Annotated in this window: 14 protein-coding genes; 9 read left to right on the forward strand and 5 right to left on the reverse strand. The window is 50.2% G+C overall.

The window, feature by feature from the left end:
* Window positions 1-59 precede the first annotated feature (59 nt).
* Window positions 60-377 (forward strand): hypothetical protein, encoded by a 318-nt coding sequence (locus CLC93_RS09900; protein WP_095505810.1) that lies wholly within the window; start codon window positions 60-62, stop codon window positions 375-377.
* Window positions 378-1,223: 846 nt separating this feature from the next.
* The gene (locus CLC93_RS09905) at window positions 1,224-2,225 is read left to right on the forward strand and encodes a DUF4382 domain-containing protein (RefSeq protein ID WP_095505811.1); all 1,002 of its coding nucleotides are present in this window, start codon (window positions 1,224-1,226) and stop codon (window positions 2,223-2,225) included.
* A gap of 600 nt (window positions 2,226-2,825) precedes the next feature.
* On the opposite strand, the gene punR is transcribed toward CLC93_RS09905, so the two are convergent.
* The gene (gene punR / locus CLC93_RS09910) at window positions 2,826-3,725 is read right to left on the reverse strand and encodes a DNA-binding transcriptional activator PunR (RefSeq protein ID WP_095505812.1); all 900 of its coding nucleotides are present in this window, start codon (window positions 3,723-3,725) and stop codon (window positions 2,826-2,828) included.
* Window positions 3,726-3,826: 101 nt separating this feature from the next.
* Here punR and punC point away from each other — a divergent pair, with 101 nt between their 5' ends.
* The 5 genes from punC (at window position 3,827) to CLC93_RS09935 (ending at window position 10,488) form a co-directional block, all read left to right on the forward strand.
* Window positions 3,827-5,047, forward strand: a complete 1,221-nt coding sequence (punC, locus tag CLC93_RS09915) for a purine nucleoside transporter PunC (RefSeq protein WP_095505813.1) — start codon at window positions 3,827-3,829, stop codon at window positions 5,045-5,047.
* A gap of 40 nt (window positions 5,048-5,087) precedes the next feature.
* Window positions 5,088-5,288, forward strand: coding sequence for a Fe-S cluster assembly protein IscX (iscX, locus tag CLC93_RS09920; protein ID WP_095505814.1), 201 nt, complete (start codon window positions 5,088-5,090; stop codon window positions 5,286-5,288).
* Between the two features lie 143 nt (window positions 5,289-5,431).
* The gene (gene ndk, locus CLC93_RS09925) at window positions 5,432-5,863 is read left to right on the forward strand and encodes a nucleoside-diphosphate kinase (protein WP_095505815.1); all 432 of its coding nucleotides are present in this window, start codon (window positions 5,432-5,434) and stop codon (window positions 5,861-5,863) included.
* 584 nt (window positions 5,864-6,447) lie between these two features.
* The gene (locus CLC93_RS09930; RefSeq protein ID WP_095505816.1) at window positions 6,448-9,636 is read left to right on the forward strand and encodes a TonB-dependent receptor; all 3,189 of its coding nucleotides are present in this window, start codon (window positions 6,448-6,450) and stop codon (window positions 9,634-9,636) included.
* Window positions 9,637-9,867: 231 nt separating this feature from the next.
* On the forward strand, window positions 9,868-10,488 hold the full coding sequence (locus CLC93_RS09935; RefSeq protein ID WP_095505817.1) for a hypothetical protein: 621 nt from the start codon (window positions 9,868-9,870) through the stop codon (window positions 10,486-10,488).
* 46 nt (window positions 10,489-10,534) lie between these two features.
* On the opposite strand, the gene CLC93_RS09940 is transcribed toward CLC93_RS09935, so the two are convergent.
* Window positions 10,535-11,173 (reverse strand): cupin domain-containing protein, encoded by a 639-nt coding sequence (locus tag CLC93_RS09940; RefSeq protein WP_245837138.1) that lies wholly within the window; start codon window positions 11,171-11,173, stop codon window positions 10,535-10,537.
* A 165-nt stretch (window positions 11,174-11,338) separates the two neighbouring features.
* Between CLC93_RS09940 and CLC93_RS09945 the strand changes: the two genes are divergently transcribed.
* Together CLC93_RS09945 and CLC93_RS09950 are read left to right on the forward strand one after the other, a co-directional pair.
* Complete coding sequence (locus CLC93_RS09945) at window positions 11,339-11,902, forward strand: hypothetical protein (RefSeq protein WP_141237377.1); 564 nt, start codon at window positions 11,339-11,341, stop codon at window positions 11,900-11,902.
* Entirely contained in the window at window positions 11,895-14,255 is a 2,361-nt protein-coding gene (locus CLC93_RS09950) for an alpha/beta hydrolase family protein (RefSeq protein WP_095505820.1), read from the forward strand. Before CLC93_RS09945 ends, CLC93_RS09950 begins: the two co-directional genes overlap by 8 nt.
* Before the next feature lie 108 nt (window positions 14,256-14,363).
* On the opposite strand, the gene CLC93_RS09955 is transcribed toward CLC93_RS09950, so the two are convergent.
* From CLC93_RS09955 to CLC93_RS09965, 3 genes are read right to left on the reverse strand one after another with little or no spacing between them, the layout of a single operon-like run.
* The gene (locus tag CLC93_RS09955; protein ID WP_095505821.1) at window positions 14,364-15,296 is read right to left on the reverse strand and encodes a DUF4097 family beta strand repeat-containing protein; all 933 of its coding nucleotides are present in this window, start codon (window positions 15,294-15,296) and stop codon (window positions 14,364-14,366) included.
* A 39-nt stretch (window positions 15,297-15,335) separates the two neighbouring features.
* Window positions 15,336-15,848 (reverse strand): hypothetical protein, encoded by a 513-nt coding sequence (locus tag CLC93_RS09960; protein ID WP_095505822.1) that lies wholly within the window; start codon window positions 15,846-15,848, stop codon window positions 15,336-15,338.
* A complete protein-coding gene (locus CLC93_RS09965) occupies window positions 15,845-16,396 on the reverse strand; it encodes an RNA polymerase sigma factor (protein WP_245837139.1) in 552 nt (183 codons plus the stop codon). The genes CLC93_RS09960 and CLC93_RS09965 overlap by 4 nt, the downstream gene beginning before the upstream one ends.
* Between the last annotated feature and the right edge of the window lie 72 nt (window positions 16,397-16,468).

The following is a 16,468-nucleotide window of genomic DNA, read 5'->3' on the forward strand; positions in this document are numbered from 1 at the left end:
TCTTGCTATTAGGTTAAACTAACAGAATGCTTGTCGAAATCCTTTGAGACTAATAATTCATGCTTGTCAGCCTCCTTTTTCAATTAGTTATCGTAACAGTCTTAGTATTTTTGTTGGCCATTGCTTGGCGTTTGCTGCCGGGTGGCGCAAAGCGGGTGCCTTGGTTTGTGCTGTTTTGCTTGGTGAGTGTCACGCCAATGCTACACATTGATGGTGTGGGGACGTTGGCGATGCCGGCGTTTGTGTTTTGGTTTAGCCCGTCGACCTTGTTGATGCACTTTGGGAATCAGATGGCGCAGCCTGGGTTTGCGATTGGCGCAGTGTTGATGACTTTGGGGATTGGATGGTTTGTGGGGAAGAAGGCGTTGGGGGAATAGCTATTAGCAGAGCAACTGGCTAGTGGCTTTTGTCCTGCTCTTCGAAGCTAGTCAGCATAGGACAGTCCCTTTTTACCAATTCCGAGCAAATTCCTAAATTATCCGGGGCGCCAACCCCGTCTCTTCGAGCCATTACCGACTCCCAGGGGACTGTCCCTTACTCCAACTCCGTGCTACTCGCCAGTATGCAAAGATAGATAGGGGACAGTCCCCCCGCCTTCATACAGGTTTCATCCACCAAAGTAAGAACACCCAATATCCTCTAATAGTGAGCAGTCCCAGAGAAAAGGGACTGTCCCGTGCGGAGGTGGGCCGAAGAGATGCGCAAAAGAGGTGGTTCGAAGAGCCGCCAATAAGCAAAAGATAGATAGGGGACAGTCCCCGCCACCTTCATACAGGTTTCATCCACCAAAGTTAAAACACTCAACACTCTAAATAAATGAGCAGTCCCTGAGAAAAGGGACTGTCCCGTGCGGAGGTGGCTCGAAGAGACGCGCAAAAGAGGTGGTTCGAAGAGCCGTCAATAAGCCAATACGCAAAAGATAGATAGGGGACAGTCCCCCCACCTTCATACAGGTTTCATCCACCAAAGTAAGTACACCCTATATCCTCAAATAATGAGCAGTCCCAGAGAAAAGGGACTGTCCCGAGCGGAGGTGGGCCGAAGAGATGCGCAAAAGAGGTGGTTCGAAGAGCCGCTAATAAGCCAATAAGCAATTACCCGCTACTCACCCACCTGCTATCCTTAAACAGTTCGAAAAAATCAGCTAGTCCAGTGATAGTAAGCCGAATACCCTAGCTCCAAACAAAATCAGGAAGTCCAAATAACGATACAAGGAGATTTCCATGCGCGCTCTAATTAAAACCTTCGCTCTGAGCTCAGTTGCTATCGCAATGGCTGGGTGCAGCGATTCCAGTTCAGTTAACAACCCACCACCAGTCCCTGCAACCGCTATTGTCAGCTTCTCTGTGTCTGACGCTCCTGTGGATTTTGCCAATCAAGTCGTGGTTAGCTACGCGGCGATAAGCTTGCGCCACTCGGACGGAACGACTTACGACTTGCCGGTTAACGGTGAAGACGGTAACGAGACCGTGGCGAAAGTGGACTTGCTCAACTACCAAGACGGTGAGAGCCGTTTAATTATTTCGAACGTTGAGCTGCCGGTTGGCGACTATACCGACTTCACCTTGCATACCTATGAGTGTGCTCAAAACCACAATGGCAGTGCTGAGCATTGCTACGTGGAAGACCTAGAAGGCATCAAGCCGCTCAAGACCCCAAGCAACAAGCTAAGACTGGGTGACTTTAGTGTTTCAAGCGATGGTGTACAGGCCTATACCATTGAGTTTAACTTGCGTCAGTCAATGACCATGACCGCAGGTGGTGCAGGCTATAACCTCAAGCCGCACGGCGTACGCATTCTGGATAACTCAACCGTCAGCTCATTGTTCGGTAAAGTTGAGCCGAGCCTGTTTACTGCAGGCGTTGGCTGTGAAGATAACAGCGACCACCAAACCAGCTTCGTTTATTTGTACGAAGCGCCGCTGGCGGAAGACGCTATCCTCGGTGATGAGTTCGACCCAGCGGTTGACACCGAAGCGCCAGAGGATGTGGTAGCTCCTATTGCCTCTACCGGTGTGAAAGAAGACGGTGAGAACGGCTATGGCTATCACTTTGGGTTTATTGCCCCTGGCGACTATGTAGTGGCCTTTAGCTGTAGTGCCGATGGTGATATGGACCCAGAGAAGTACGAGGGTGTGGCAATTGCTAATCCGGAGACTGAACGGGCTAATGTGACTTTGCAGAATAGCTTGGGTACCGAGCAGAATTTCCCTGTAGCGCAGTAGCTTAAGGGACAGTCCCTTTTCTCAGGATCTGCTCATTGTTATAGGTCTTTGAGTGTTCTTACTGTAGTGGACTAGACCAAAGTGAATGTCAGGGGGACTGTCCCCTAGAAAAAAAGGAGCCTTTGGCTCCTTTTTTGGTTGCAGAGTGGCTTATTAGCCTTTCTTCGAACCATCTCTTTTGCGCATCTCTTCGGCCCACCTCCGCACGGGACAGTCCCTTTTCTCTGGGACTGCTCATTTTTATAAGACATTGAGTGTTTTTACTCTCGTGGAATAAACCAATGTGAAGGCGAGGGGACTGTCCCCTATCTATCTTTTGCATACTGGCTGGTTGCACGGAGTTGGAGTAAGGGACAGTCCCCTGGGAGTCGGTAATGGCTCGAAGAGATGTTGTTGGCTCACCAGATGATTTGGGAGTTGGCTCGGAACTGGTAAAAAGGGACTGTCCTATGCTGACTCGCTTCGAAGAGCAGGAAAAAAGCTACTAGCTATTAGCTTCGGGGACAGTCCCTTTCCTCAGGACCTGCTCATTATTAAACGAAATTGAGTGTTCAAACTTTAGTGGATTAAACCAATATGAAGGCAAGGGGACTGTCCCCTTCACAACCAAACCCTCCCCAACTCCTCGCTATCTCCCAAATACTCCAATAACCAAGCCAAAGCCCCAGACTCATTCCCCACGTTCCAAGCCAAACAGCAAGGGCTATCTGCCAAAGGCCGCTCCAACTCGCGAACCACCAACTTACCCGACTCCACCAAGGGCAGAGCCAAATGCTCAGGCATTACGCCAACTCCTAACCCCGCCACAAAGCACTCGATTGCCGCACTCCAATTGGGCACCACTAAGCGCCGTTGGTGATCCACTAACCAAGTGGTGCGCTTGTTCAAACTGCGAGAAGTGTCTTCAAGGCAAATCGACGGATAACCCGCCACCTGCGAATCACTCAAAGGCCCATCCAACTCCGCTAGAGGATGCGCAGCCGCCACCACAAACAACCACTTAAGCTCCCCCATTGGCCGTGAGGCAAAAGGCCCTTCTACCGGCACAGCAGCAGTGGCTCCGATGGCGATGTCTGCGCGCTCATCGGCCAGTGCATCCCACACCCCGTTGTAAACCTCCATGGAGATCCTCAGCTCCACCTCGGGAAATGCCTGGTGAAAATCCCGAACCAGCTGGTTAACTGGCGCCGGTCGCACCACGTTGTCCAAGGCCAATTTGACGCTTTGATGCCAACCATTGGCAATTCTTTGGGTTTGGTAGCGAACCTCGTCCATTTGTTTGAGCAGCCGCTGTGCCTCGCCCACAAAATAGTGGCCGGCTTCGGTGAGGGTCACCTGGCGGTGACGCCGCTCAAACAGTTGCGCACCTAGCGCCTGCTCAAGGGTCTTTACCGAGTAGCTAATGGCGCTGGGGACTTTGTGTAGCTCTTGTGCTGCAGCACTAAAGCTCTGGTGCTGAGCAACGCTCAGTACTAGGCGCAAATCTTGATAGGAAAACATATGAAATCAAATTTTTTGAAACATGCTTCAAATTATAGCGTTTCAACTTAGTCTTGTGGGCCATTAAACTGTCGCGCAATTAGATTTGATGAGATTTTTTGATGGAATCGCAGATTTCACGTGCAACCATGATTTGGTTTGCCGGATTGAGCATGCTGGGCTTTATCGCCACCGATATGTACTTGCCCGCGTTTGATAGCTTGCGCAATGAGTTCGCTACCAGTGAAACCATGATTGGTTTGACCCTGTCCGTGTTCCTATTGGGAATGGCGGTTGGTCAGCTGGTTTACGGCCCACTGTCCGACCGCTTTGGTCGTATTAAAGTACTGCAAGGCGGTTTGGCATTAACCTTGATTGCCAGCCTAGCCTGCGCCATGAGTCCATCCGTCGAAGGTCTGCTATTCGCGCGCTTCCTGCAAGCGCTTGGTGCCTGTAGTGCGACAGTGATCTGGCAAGCGGTGGTGATCGACCGCCACCAAGGCGCAACTGCTGAGCGAGTGTTTGCCACTGTTATGCCGCTCGTGGCCTTGTCCCCAGCCTTGGCACCTTTGTTAGGCGCTTTTGTCGAAGAGCAGCTGGGCTGGCGTTGGATTTTCGTATTTCTAGTGGCGCTAACCTGTGCTTTGATGTTGATGACCCATAAGCAAAGCGAAAGCGCACCGGCGTTGGATCGCAGCCAAAACCTATGGCAGCAGCTGGCTACTAACTATCCGCGCTTGCTTAGTTCGACCACATTCAGCGGTCACACCCTGATGTTCGCTGCCTGTAGTGCTGCTTTCTTTGCGTTTTTGACCGGCATGCCGTTTGTGATGCACAACATGGGCTATCAGCCTACCGACATTGGTTTGAGCTTTGTCCCACAGACCATGGCTTTCTTAGCCGGTGGCTTTGGTTGTCGTGCGCTGCTTAAACGCTTTAGCTCAGCTCAATTGTTACCCGCCTTCCTTGCTTTGTTTAGCCTTGCGGTGACGGCTGTCGTGGCGGTGGTGTTTGCACTTAAGCCCGACAGTATTATCCCTGTGCTAATCCCATTCTGTTTAATGGCAGTGGCCAATGGTGCTCTGTATCCGCTGATCATTAACCGCGCTTTACAGCCGTTTGGCGATTGCAGTGCGACCGCCGCGGGTCTGCTGAACTTTCTGCAAACTATGTTGTGCTTTGGCGCTAGTGCTTTGGTTAGCGCTCAGTTGGAGTCGTTTGGTCTAAACGCGGTGGCGGCCACCATGGGGTTGGCGATGGGACTGGCAGTGATTGGCTACGGGATTACTCGAGTACGAGCGCAAGCGCCTGTGCAACCTCAGATTCGAGCCGAAGCCAGCTAATTGTTCTAAGCTATGTGAACTGCTTACAAGGGGAGTTCACATGGCACTTAAATGGACCGATTCACTTGAGATTGCGCTGGCACTGATTGACGCCCACCCAGATCAAGACCCGTTAAAAATGCGCTTTACCGATCTGCATGCGTGGGTGTTAGCTCTGGATGAATTCGATGACGATCCCAACGCCAGTAATGAAGCAATCTTAGAGGCAATTTTGCAGTGTTGGCTAGATGAGATGGACTAGTCAAAGACGCGGTCTAACAAGGGTTCAGCAAAATCTGAGCTAGATCCCGCGAAATTCATTGGCAGTGATAGGAATTTTAACCCGTATCTTTTATACTCCGTGCCGAATTTATTATCTCGAATAAAATATTGAAGGATCCTGAAATGGCCATCGAACGTACTTTTTCTATCGTTAAGCCTGACGCAGTAGCTGCTAACAACATCGGCGCTATCTACGCTCGTTTCGAATCTGCTGGTTTGAAAATCGTTGCTTCTAAAATGGTGCACCTGAGCCGTGAACAAGCTGAAGGTTTTTACGCTGAGCACTCTGAGCGTCCTTTCTTTGGCGCTTTGGTTGACTTCATGACCTCTGGTCCAATCATGGTTCAAGTATTGGAAGGCGAAAACGCAATCCTTGCTAACCGTGAAATCATGGGTGCAACTAACCCAGCTGAAGCTGCTCGCGGTACTCTGCGCGCTGACTTCGCTACCAGCATCGATGAGAACGCTTGTCACGGTTCTGACGCTCCAGAATCTGCTGCTCGCGAAATCTCTTACTTCTTCAGCGAAGAAGAAATCTGCCCACGCACTCGTTAATTTCGAGCTGCCTTGAGCAGAGTCAGATTTCGGTCTGACCCACATTGAGCCCCGCCCTTTGGTGGGGCTTTTTGCTGAATAAGCCTTCCAGATTTGAACTGCTCTGGTTCAATGCGGCTAAATTAGCGTCACTTAAAATTTTTTGTGGAACTTCCATAAAGTTTTGTGAACCACTTCTATTTATTATCAATCGCTTAACTTAGCAATATCAGCAAGTTAACCAAAATCATTGCAAACGTTTAGCGCCGTGGAACGGCATTCTACTCGACAAACCAATCAGTTAGCAGGTTTGGCTCGGACCCTTACTTGAACGCTTTGTACAAATTATAAACAAGCCTCACTTCGGCCAGTTGTTTTGCTTTGCGCCCCCAAAGGCTAGCTCTCTGTTAATTCATGGTTAAGAGATTTTTCTTAAGAGCCAAATGTGTGTGATTTGGCCGCCAAATTGTGGCTTTTAAGTTCCGCCTCAGCTCATTAGTATGCCGCCCGCAAAACTCTCGGTTGCCTGACTTTCAGCACCGAATCGCGTGGAAACCCAAAGTTTCCGATAAAACCCAAATACAGCTGAGTTGAGAACAAACAGTATGAATCTTGGAAATAAGCGACTGACCAACCTGTCGTTTGCAGTTGCCCTTGCGCTAGGTGCTGCACTTCCTGCACACGCTTCTGAAACCGCTTCAAACATCCGTGGTGCCATTGTGGCCGACGACGGCAGTGCGGTAACCGATGCGAAGATCACTATCATTCACCAACCGACCGGAACCGTTACTGAGGTTGAGGTCAACGAAGAAGGCAAATTCAACGCACGTGGCCTTCGCGTGGGTGGTCCATACGCCATTGTCGTCGACTCTGACGAATACCAAGATGATTACGCCGAAGGCTTGTACATCAACTTGGGCGAAACCCTGCGATTCAATCGCACCCTAAACGCTGAAGTAGCGAGCTCGGGTATCGAGCGCATTGCGGTGACTGGTAACGCTAAGGTTTACCAGTCTGCATCGTCGAACAGCGAGTACGGTGCTAAGGAAATTGCTAACGCACCAGGCATCAGCCGTGACCTGAAAGACGTAGTTCGTCAAAACCCATTGGCGGTTGTTGGCAACGACGGCAAGTCACTATCAGTTGCGGGTCTTAACCCTAAGTTCAACTCATTCGTTGTTGACGGTGTTCAGCAAAACGATGATTTCGGCTTGAACTCAAACGGTTACCCAACCCAACGTTCACCAATTTCGCTAGAAGCGGTAGAGAGCGTTGCGCTGAATACCTCGCCGTTCTCTGCTAAGTACGGCGGCTTCTCCGGTGCCCAAATTAACGCGGTAACCAAATCGGGCACCAACGAAGTTAAGGGTTCTTTCTTCGCTGAGCACACGGGTGATCAGCTAGCCGGTCGTGTTTATAACCCGCAAACTGGCAAAGAAGGCAACCGTCAAGACTTCAGCGAAACCACCATGGGCGGCTCTATCGGCCTACCACTGGTGAAAGACAAGCTGTTCTTCTTCGGTGCTTACGAGCGTTTTAACGCACCAAAAGGCACCACCTTTGGCCCTAAAGGCGCTGGCTATTCTAATGAGTCAGGCGTGACCAAGGAAGACGCTGAGCGCATTCAAAAGATCGCCAAAGAGCGTTACGGTCTTGACGATATCGGTGGCTGGACTGCCAAGCCTATCGAGCAAGACGAGAAGCTTCTGGCCAAGTTGGATTGGAACATCAACGACGACCACCGTGCTTCGTACACCTACCAGCGCACTATTGGTAACGTGACCAACAACACCATTCCTCGCAGCAAGCGCGATTTGAACCTGTCGAGCAACTGGTACAACAAACAAGAGACTCTGAACTCTCACGCGTTCAACTTGTACTCGGATTGGAGCAGCGACTTCAATACCGAAATCAAGGTTGCCTACAAAGACGTAGAGTCTCGTCGTAACCCAGTGACTCCAATGAACATTGGTCAGGTATCAGTAGAGACTGGCAACGGTCGAGTTAACTTTGGTACCGAGCAAAACTCTCACTCAAACGAGTTGGACAACCGCAACCTAGAACTGCGTTTCGCCGCCAACTACATGCTGGGTGACCACGAGATTTCCTTCGGTGTTCAGCACAACGACGTAGACATCTACAACGCGTTTGCCCCGCACACCCTGGGTACCTGGGAGTTTGCTTCAATCGAAGATTTCGAGAAGGGGATTCCATCTCGCTTCAAGTACGCGGTAGGTCCTACTGATGATCCACGTTCAGTGGGTGCTAAGTTCGACATGAAGACCACAGCCTTGTTCCTTGAAGACAACTGGATGCCAACCGACAACCTAGAGTTGACCGCAGGTGTTCGTTACGAGCGCGTTGGTATGGATGCCAAGCCAACCGAAAACGCCAACTTTGTTAAGCGCTACGGTTTCTCTAACACCGCCACTATGGACGGTAAAGAGATCTTCTTGCCGCGTGTTGGCTTTAAATACTTCCTAGAGAACGACATGGTTCTTCGCGGTGGTATTGGGCGCTTTAGCGGCGGTTACCCGAACGTTTGGATGTCTAACTCATTCTCTAACGACGGTACTCGCGTGCGCAGCGTCAATGTCGAGTGGGACAAAGATTGGGGTCCAATTAACGACTTCACTCCACCGGCTGGCATTCGCGACCAGTTGCCACAAGGCGACGGTAACGTAGACTCGCTAGACCCTAACTTCAAGCTACCGTCTGACTATCGCTTCAGCCTAGCGCTGGAAGGCGAAGTTGACCTTGGCTTTATGGGCAAAGACTGGTTCTTCGGTACTGAGTACTTGCACATTCAGCGTGAAAACGACGTACGTTGGGTTGACCTGACTCGCCTTCACCCGGAAAGCGGTCGCATGGTTGATGGCACCGGCCGTGTGATTTCTCGTCCTTGGGACCCAATTGGTGGTCCTGACGGTAAAGGTGGCTACACCGATCGTCGCGACTTGATGCTGACTAATGCTGAGCGCGATGGCAAGAGCCAGAACTTGAGCTTCTCGCTAGCTAAAGAGTGGGATAGTGGCTTCCGCATTCGCGGTGTATACGCGCTAAATCGCATCGAAGAAGGCAACCAAGGCTCTTCTGCGATTGCCAACTCTAACTACAAGTTCCCTGTGGTTGGTGTAGATCGCAACGGCACCACCTTGGGTCCAGGTATGTGGGAAACTCCACAGCGCTTTACCCTGACCATGGGCTACGACAAGCAGTTCTTCGACGGTTACAACACTGGCTTTAACCTGTTCTTCGAAGCTAAGCAGGGCAACCCGCTTAACATCACCATGCACGGCTGTATGCCAGGCGAACAGAACAGCGTTTGTGACAGCCGCTCAAATGCATACTTGCCGTACATTCCGACCGGTCCGAACGATCCAAACGTACGCTTTAAGTCTGAAGCCGACTACAACCACTTCATGAAGACGGTTAACGAGTTGGGCCTAGGCAAGTACGCTGGTGGTTTCGTACCAAAAGGTGCGCTTAACCAGCCTTGGGTAAACACTTTGGACTTCCGCGTGACTCAGGAAATTCCTGGTTTCACCAAAGAACACAAAGGTTTGCTATACGTAGACGTGCGTAACGTACTGAACTTGTTGAACAAAGACTGGGGTCACGTGAAGTACCAGAACTTTGGCAACAAGAGCATTGGCCGCTTTGATGTAGACGAGAGCACTGGTCAGTTGGTTTACTCTTCAGATCCTCGCTTCGTCAACTCGCAAAACTGGAACATGTTCGACGTTCACCGCTCTGCTTGGCAGGTGAAAGTAGGCGTTCGCTACTTGTTCTAAGTTCGACTTTAGCTCGAAATCTAAAAAACACCTTGTGCCTTTGGCCAAGGTGTTTTTGTTTTGAAGCTCACCAAAAAATGAGGATATTCGCTAATTATTTGTGAACCACTTTTGTGGAGTTCACGCAAGGTTTGGTTAACTTATTGATAAAAATGACTTTTTAATCTTGGCATAGGCCTTGTAATAGTCTTGGCATACAGAGTTGAAAGAATCCATCTAGGAAGGAAAAACATGAAAACTGCAGCCATTGCCACCTTGATTGCCGCCACCGCATTTACCGTTAACGCCGAGGAAAGCGTTCGCTTTGCTGATGCGTTTACTGCACAGAACCAAACCTTGCACTTGGATGTGGGTGTTGGCGAAGTCAAAGTGAAAGCCAGCGATGACGACCAAATTCGCTACGAAGTCGAAGTAAAACCTTCGAACAACGGCTGGGGTTGGTTTAAGAAAGACAAAGTTCGCCAAGATCTAGAAGTGGTGGTTAATCGCAGCAATGGCGTGACTCGAATCGAATTGAACGAGCAGGAAGACGTGAACCAAGCATGGACCGTGTACCTGCCGCAATCTATGGCCTTTAACTTGGACATTGGTGTTGGCGATGCCCGCATCAACGGAGTTGAGGGTGACATCAATGTGGACATGGGTGTGGGTAGCGTACGTGTCGATGGCGCGCACCCGGATTACAGCCAGGTTAAGCTAGCTGCCGGTGTCGGCGATGTGAGTGTGAGTGCTGACATCAATGGCTCTGAGAATCGTCATGTCGTTGGTGGCGACTACAGTTACCGTGGCCAGGGCGACACTGAAGTCAAGGTTGATGTGGGGGTGGGCGATGTCCGTCTAACCGCCAAATAAGCTTTGCCAAAACCCCTTTTTACGCCGCATCCTAGCGGCGTTTTTTTTACCTAGGCTGTTTGTGGCGCTTTAGCCATATCAAGGATTTTTGCTGTGCTTGCAGCTCGATAGATTGATTAGGTCCAAAGCGATTCCAGCTCAACGACTGTTGTTGCTGCTGATTGGCGCTGACAGCACCCTCGATTAGCAGCATTTCACAGCCGCAATCCGTCGTCAGTGTTATCGATTGGCCGCTATCAAAGGCGAACAAAGACACCTGTTCGTAGTTCGAATCAAATAAGTTTTGCCGCAACACTTGGCTTGGAGTGGTTTGCCAGCCTTGTTTGCCAGTATCCACTCGAATGGTCTGATTCTCCTCCGCCGGCATTTGCTGAAGTTTCACAAAAAGCAGGCAGCCAGGCTCGCTGTAGGGACTGTGGGCACTGCCCGGTGGATTTCTGATATAGCTGCCCTCTACATAGTGGCCGTGCTCGTCGCTAAACACTCCTTCAAGAACCAGTAGCTCTTCACCCAACGGATGTTTATGTTCGCTAAAGCGACTGCCGGGGGCATAACGCACCAAGCTGGTGGCGTGGCCATGCTCGGCGGCCTCCCGCTCAAGTGGTTTGCGTTGTACGCCGGGGGCAGGGCTGTCTTGCCACTCTTGTGTATCCAAATCGATGGTCAAGTTGACCGAGAAATCCATATTGAGGCTCATAGGCGCGACACTCGGAGTTGTTGAAGAAAACAATTTATTATTGCATGTTAGCTTAGCAACTGCTTATGGATTAACCGCTTAAGACAAGGAATGGTCGTGAAAATCTCGCTTAGGGTACTCTTGTACCGAATGCTTCTTGGAGCAAGTATGATATTGCTAAGCTCCAAACTGTTTGCTGGCGTTGAGGTCGTAAAACCCGAGCTGGAAACTCTGGCACCTGATGAGGGATATGCGGTGCTTTGGGTGGAAATGTATGGGGCTTTACCCGAATCCATGCGTCTGAGCGCTGACGAGGCTTTCCAGTCTGGCTATAGCATGAAGGGTATAGTCGGAGGCGCCAATCTACACATTGTCAAACTTGAACAAGGCCGATACTACTGGAAGGAAGTCCGCGGTAATTCACGAATTCGCTTCCGAATATACGAAGATTTTTTCAGTCTGAATGTCCAGTCTGGAACGCTCAATTATGGCGGTCACGTCAGTATCACTTTGAATCCCAGAAACCTTACCGGCGGTAGTACATTCGTCAATCGCTCTTCGCAGATCTACCAAGAACTCAACAAGTGCTGCGCCGATTTTCTCGACAAGTATCCTCTGGTGTACTCGGGTCAAGGTACAGATCCGTACTTAGAGACGTTTTGGCGTGCTAACAAAACAGCTGAAAGCTCTTCTAAAAGTCCAGCCGCGCCGGAAGTAGAAGGGAACCAACATGAGTAAGCGTTATTGGCTTTTGTTGGTACTGTGCTTGAGTTTGGGTCGTCCCACATCAGTGGCAGCTCAACCTCTGTCTGACGCACAGGTGGATATGGAAAACGGCTACTCCTTAGCTAGAGCTCTTTTCAGAGGCAATCAATATCAGGCCTATCGTGTTTCCCCCAATGGCCGTTATGTCAGTTATCTAGATAGCAACCCCAGAAAAGCCGAACTGCGCTTTATTGATACCCAAGCTTTAACGGACAGCTTAGTACTTACCTTTGATGTTATCGCGGGACAAAGTGGTGTCGCAGATTACGAATGGGCAGATGACAATACACTTGTGTTCGAATTGTTGGAAAAGCGAAAGCGTCGCTTGACCAAGCTTGAACTAAAGATGGAAAACGGTCGAATAAAGGCCGATGGTACTGAGCTCGTTTACCGCGGCGCTCATCTGATCAACGCGCTACCAGAACTCAAGGACACGGTTATTCTTGGTCGTTGGTACGAAGGTAAGCACCACGTGTTCAAGGTGAATTTGAACGACAAAGACATCAAGTCCTCAATGCGAGCGACAAAACGTTTAAACAAAAACAACGCACCTATTGCAGGGTTTTGGGGCACGGATAATCGCGGACGCCTTACGATGGCCGCAGCCTCAGTCGAGGATAAGCGAAAAGTGTGGGTGAAATACCGCAAACGTCGCGGATGGAATCTAGTGTGGGAAGGGAGCAACAATACTCAGTTTATCCCTGTGTTATGGGACGAGAGCAAAGATGTTTTGTGGGTCATTTCCAATCAGATTGATAACTATGCGTCATTGTATCGTTTCGACGTAAAGCGAAAGTCGTTTCTGGAAAAAGTGATTGGGATTGAAGGCAAAGACTTGTCTGGTGTTCGACTAAACCCACAGCAAAACAGAGTGTTAGGTGTCACCTATCTCGAAGGCGGGTTGTTACAAACTCACTATTTCGACGATCAGGATGACAGTTCTCATGAGTCGGTTAGCGCCTTATTTGATGGCGCCACTGCAACAGTGGTGGATTACAGCCAGGACAGCCAAGTTACGGTTTACTTCATCCACGGTAATCAGCAGCCCGGCCAATTCTACTTGCACTTAGCAGCCAGTAATGAGTTTATGCTGCTAGCAGACCAGCGGCCTTGGTTGAGCCAAGTGCCTTTTAGTAAGACCGAGGTGGTCGTCACTGAATTTGCTGATGGTACCGAGATGGAGTCGTATCTGACGATTCCAACTCACCCAATCAAAGGCATTCCCCCCTTGCTGGTGGTGCCTCATGGTGGGCCGATTGCGGTGCGGGACACTCGTTACTTTGATGAACACGTGCAAATGTTGGCCGGTTTGGGGTACGCGGTGTTACAGCCAAACTACCGAGGCTCTTCGGGTTTTGGTAAAGCTTTTTTGGAGAAAGGCAAAGGGCAGTGGGGACGACTCATCGAAGAAGATATTGAGGCGGTAACGCGTCAGGTATTAGATAGTGGTCGAGTCGATGGAAGCAAAGTATGCATCTACGGTATCAGTTACGGAGGTTACTCGGCTTTGATTAACGGCCTGCACCGGCCTGAACTCTACCACTGTGTTGCCTCGTATGCGGGAGTGACAGATATACCTTTGTTGTTTACCGAATTCGGGGTCTCGCAAAACGCTCACCACAAGCAGCTACTGACGCAAATTGTTGGAAATCCAGATACTCAGTTAGCCCAAATGATGGAGTATTCCCCTGTGTATCAAATCGACCAACTCAGAGTCCCTTTGCTGTTAGCTCAAGGGGGGAAAGATCCCACTGTCGATCAGGAGCATTATTTGCGAATGAAGCAAATGCTAGATTTGCATAAAAAGCCATATACACCAATCTTTTACAAGAATGAGATTCACGGGTTTAGATATCGAGGTAACGCCGTGGACTTTTATCTCAAACTCGACAAGTTTTTGCGCAAGAGCATGAAGCTGGAGGCCAAACAACACAGCATACGAAAGGCAATAAAGAGCGAGTTTCAGGTTGAGTTTGGTTATCTCGACGGTGAGGGCTTCACCGCAGTTGCTAGCGACACAGACGAAGTAGCTTGGGTCAGTGAAAACGGTCGCTCCCCAGCGCTCAATGTGAAAAACTTTTGGAATGACACATTCTCGTTCGACGCCAAACTCTACCGAGTAGACTCATTGGATGATGGGGAAAAACTACACTTCGTTACTAGCAAAATGGCCCGAGTTTACAATACTAGTGAGCAAGGCCTATTGGTGTTAGATGACAACGAGCTACAGGCGGGTAAGTATCAGATGGAATACTCGGTGGCTGGAATGCACTATCCGCCTATTAGGTTCTCGTTAGGTTCAGCACAGTTAACAGACGCAGACTAGCTAACTGTTTTTTACTGCGCTGAGAAGCTGTAAACGCCTATCGGGGCCAGAACCTTAAAAAAACAAAAGGGCAATCAATTGATTGCCCTTTTTTGTGTGTCATTGGCGTTAGTGGTAGCTGATTTCCATGGTGCCACTTAAGGTCGTAATGTTGAGCTTGCTGCTGCCTTGTCCCAACTCAAACTCCAAGTCAGACGATGGGCCGTACTTTTGCTTCACCGGCTTGTCGTCGGATACTCGGTTCTTAATCTTGCCACCCGCGTTGGCAAAGAAGCGAATCGAACCGGCTAGGCTTTTGTTGACGCTTAGTTCCATATCGCCGGATACCGAGTCAGAACTCAAACGGTAGTCGCCTTCACCTTTAAGCGCTAGCTCCATATCACCGCTAACGCTGCGAAGGGTCATTTCTGCCGCCTTGCCTGAGCGCATTTCCACGTCACCGCTGACGGTTTCTAGGCTAACCTCTTCGGCATCATTGGTGGAGGTGATATCCCCGCTGACGTTGCGCATGATCAAGCGGCCTTGGGTACCTGCCTCAACAATCTCGCCAGAGACTGCTTCAATGCGGACTCGACCTTGGCTGTTGCGCAAAGTTAAATCGCCAGAGACTGTGTTAACGCCAATCTTGCCATTGAGCTCGGAAGCCATTAGTTCGCCACTGACTGTGCTGATGTCGATATCGCCGCTAAAACCTTTGGCGCGAATGTTGGTCGATACGCCACTGGCGTCCAGATTTACTTCAGCTGGCATTTCAATGGTTAAGTTAGAGCCGTCCTTGTTGTTGCCGCGCCACTTTCCAGGCATGCGCACTTCGACCACAATCGCGTTGCCTTGCTGCTCGAATATCAACTCTTCGGCCATCTCGTCTAGCGTGCCGCTAACGCGTATCTGGTCGCTCTGACCAACCACCATTTTTAGCTCACCACGGGGCACTTCAATGCGTACATCGGAGCCGCTATTGATGGGCAAGCTCTTGTCGACGTCTTGGGCCCAGCTTGGCAGAGCCAGCATCAAGCTACTGAGTAACACTGCAATTTTCATGATTTATCCTTATTAAAATTCGTTTCGCTGAGAGTCAATTTAGGTTCGGGTCAAACGTTGGCTTTGGGCCTGATTAACCAGTTCCAGTTCGCGTTGCTGCAGCCACAACCAAAGCTGCAGTAACTCCAGGTTGTTCGGGTCTTGTTGCAACTGAGCCAGCACGGTTTTCGCTCCTTGGCGTACCTCTTCAATGCCGGCGTACAATGGGTCTTGGGTCTGAGCACTGGTGAGCGTGCTGGAGAATTGACCGCGACCTTGCACCGCTAACGCTTGCTGGTGCTGTTGTTGCAATAGGGTCAGCAGCGCAAGTGACTGAGTGGTGTCGTTGCCACTATTGCTAAATTGTTGACCGCCAAGAAAACTAACGACACTCACCAGCGCCAGGCTTGCGGCTATTGCTATGCCTTTCCACGGGCCGTGGTTGGCTGCGACAGGCGCTTGCGCAGGAGTGTCGATGGCGCGCTCAATCGCGGGCCACAAATCTTTGTTCGGCTGCAGTTGCTCTGGCATTTGGTCGATGGCCGAATGTAAGTCGTTATTTTGCTGGCTCATTTCAACATCTCCTGCAGTAATTTTCGGGCGCGGTGGTACTGGGCTTTTGAAGTACCTTCCTGAATGTTCAGCATTTGCGCCACCTCTGTGTGCTTGTAGCCTTCCACCGCGTGTAGCACGAATACCACCCGCGCTTGTTGAGGCAGCTTAGGCAGCAGCTTGTCGACACCGTTGAAGGTGTTTGGGTCGACGCTGGCCTGCGCCTCGGGAGCGCTGTCCATTGGCACAAAGCGCTGCCACCAGGTCTTTTGCGCTTTTAGCTTGTTCAAACACAAGTTAACCGTCAGTCGGTGCGCCCAGGTACTAAAGCGACTTTCACCGTTAAACATCGACAGCTTTTGCCAGATTCGAATAAAGGCGTCTTGGCAAAAGTCCTGAGCTAAATCGGCATCTCCGGCGAGGCGATAACAAAGGGCGTAAATCCGTCCCAAATGAACGCGATACAAAGACTGAAAGGCTTGCACGTCACCGCGCTGGGCCGCCTGTATCCATTCGTTTTGTTGTTCTTCGCTGACTTGTGCCTGCGGATTTAGCTGAGTCACGCTCACTGTGCTGTCTCGTGTTGGCTTTGAAAGTAAGACACAGCCAAGTGCAAAAAAGGTTTAAATCTTTTTTGCACT

Origin of the sequence: Paraferrimonas sedimenticola (genome assembly GCF_002282855.1) — a bacterium.
Taxonomy (GTDB): Bacteria; Pseudomonadota; Gammaproteobacteria; order Enterobacterales; family Shewanellaceae; genus Paraferrimonas; species Paraferrimonas sedimenticola.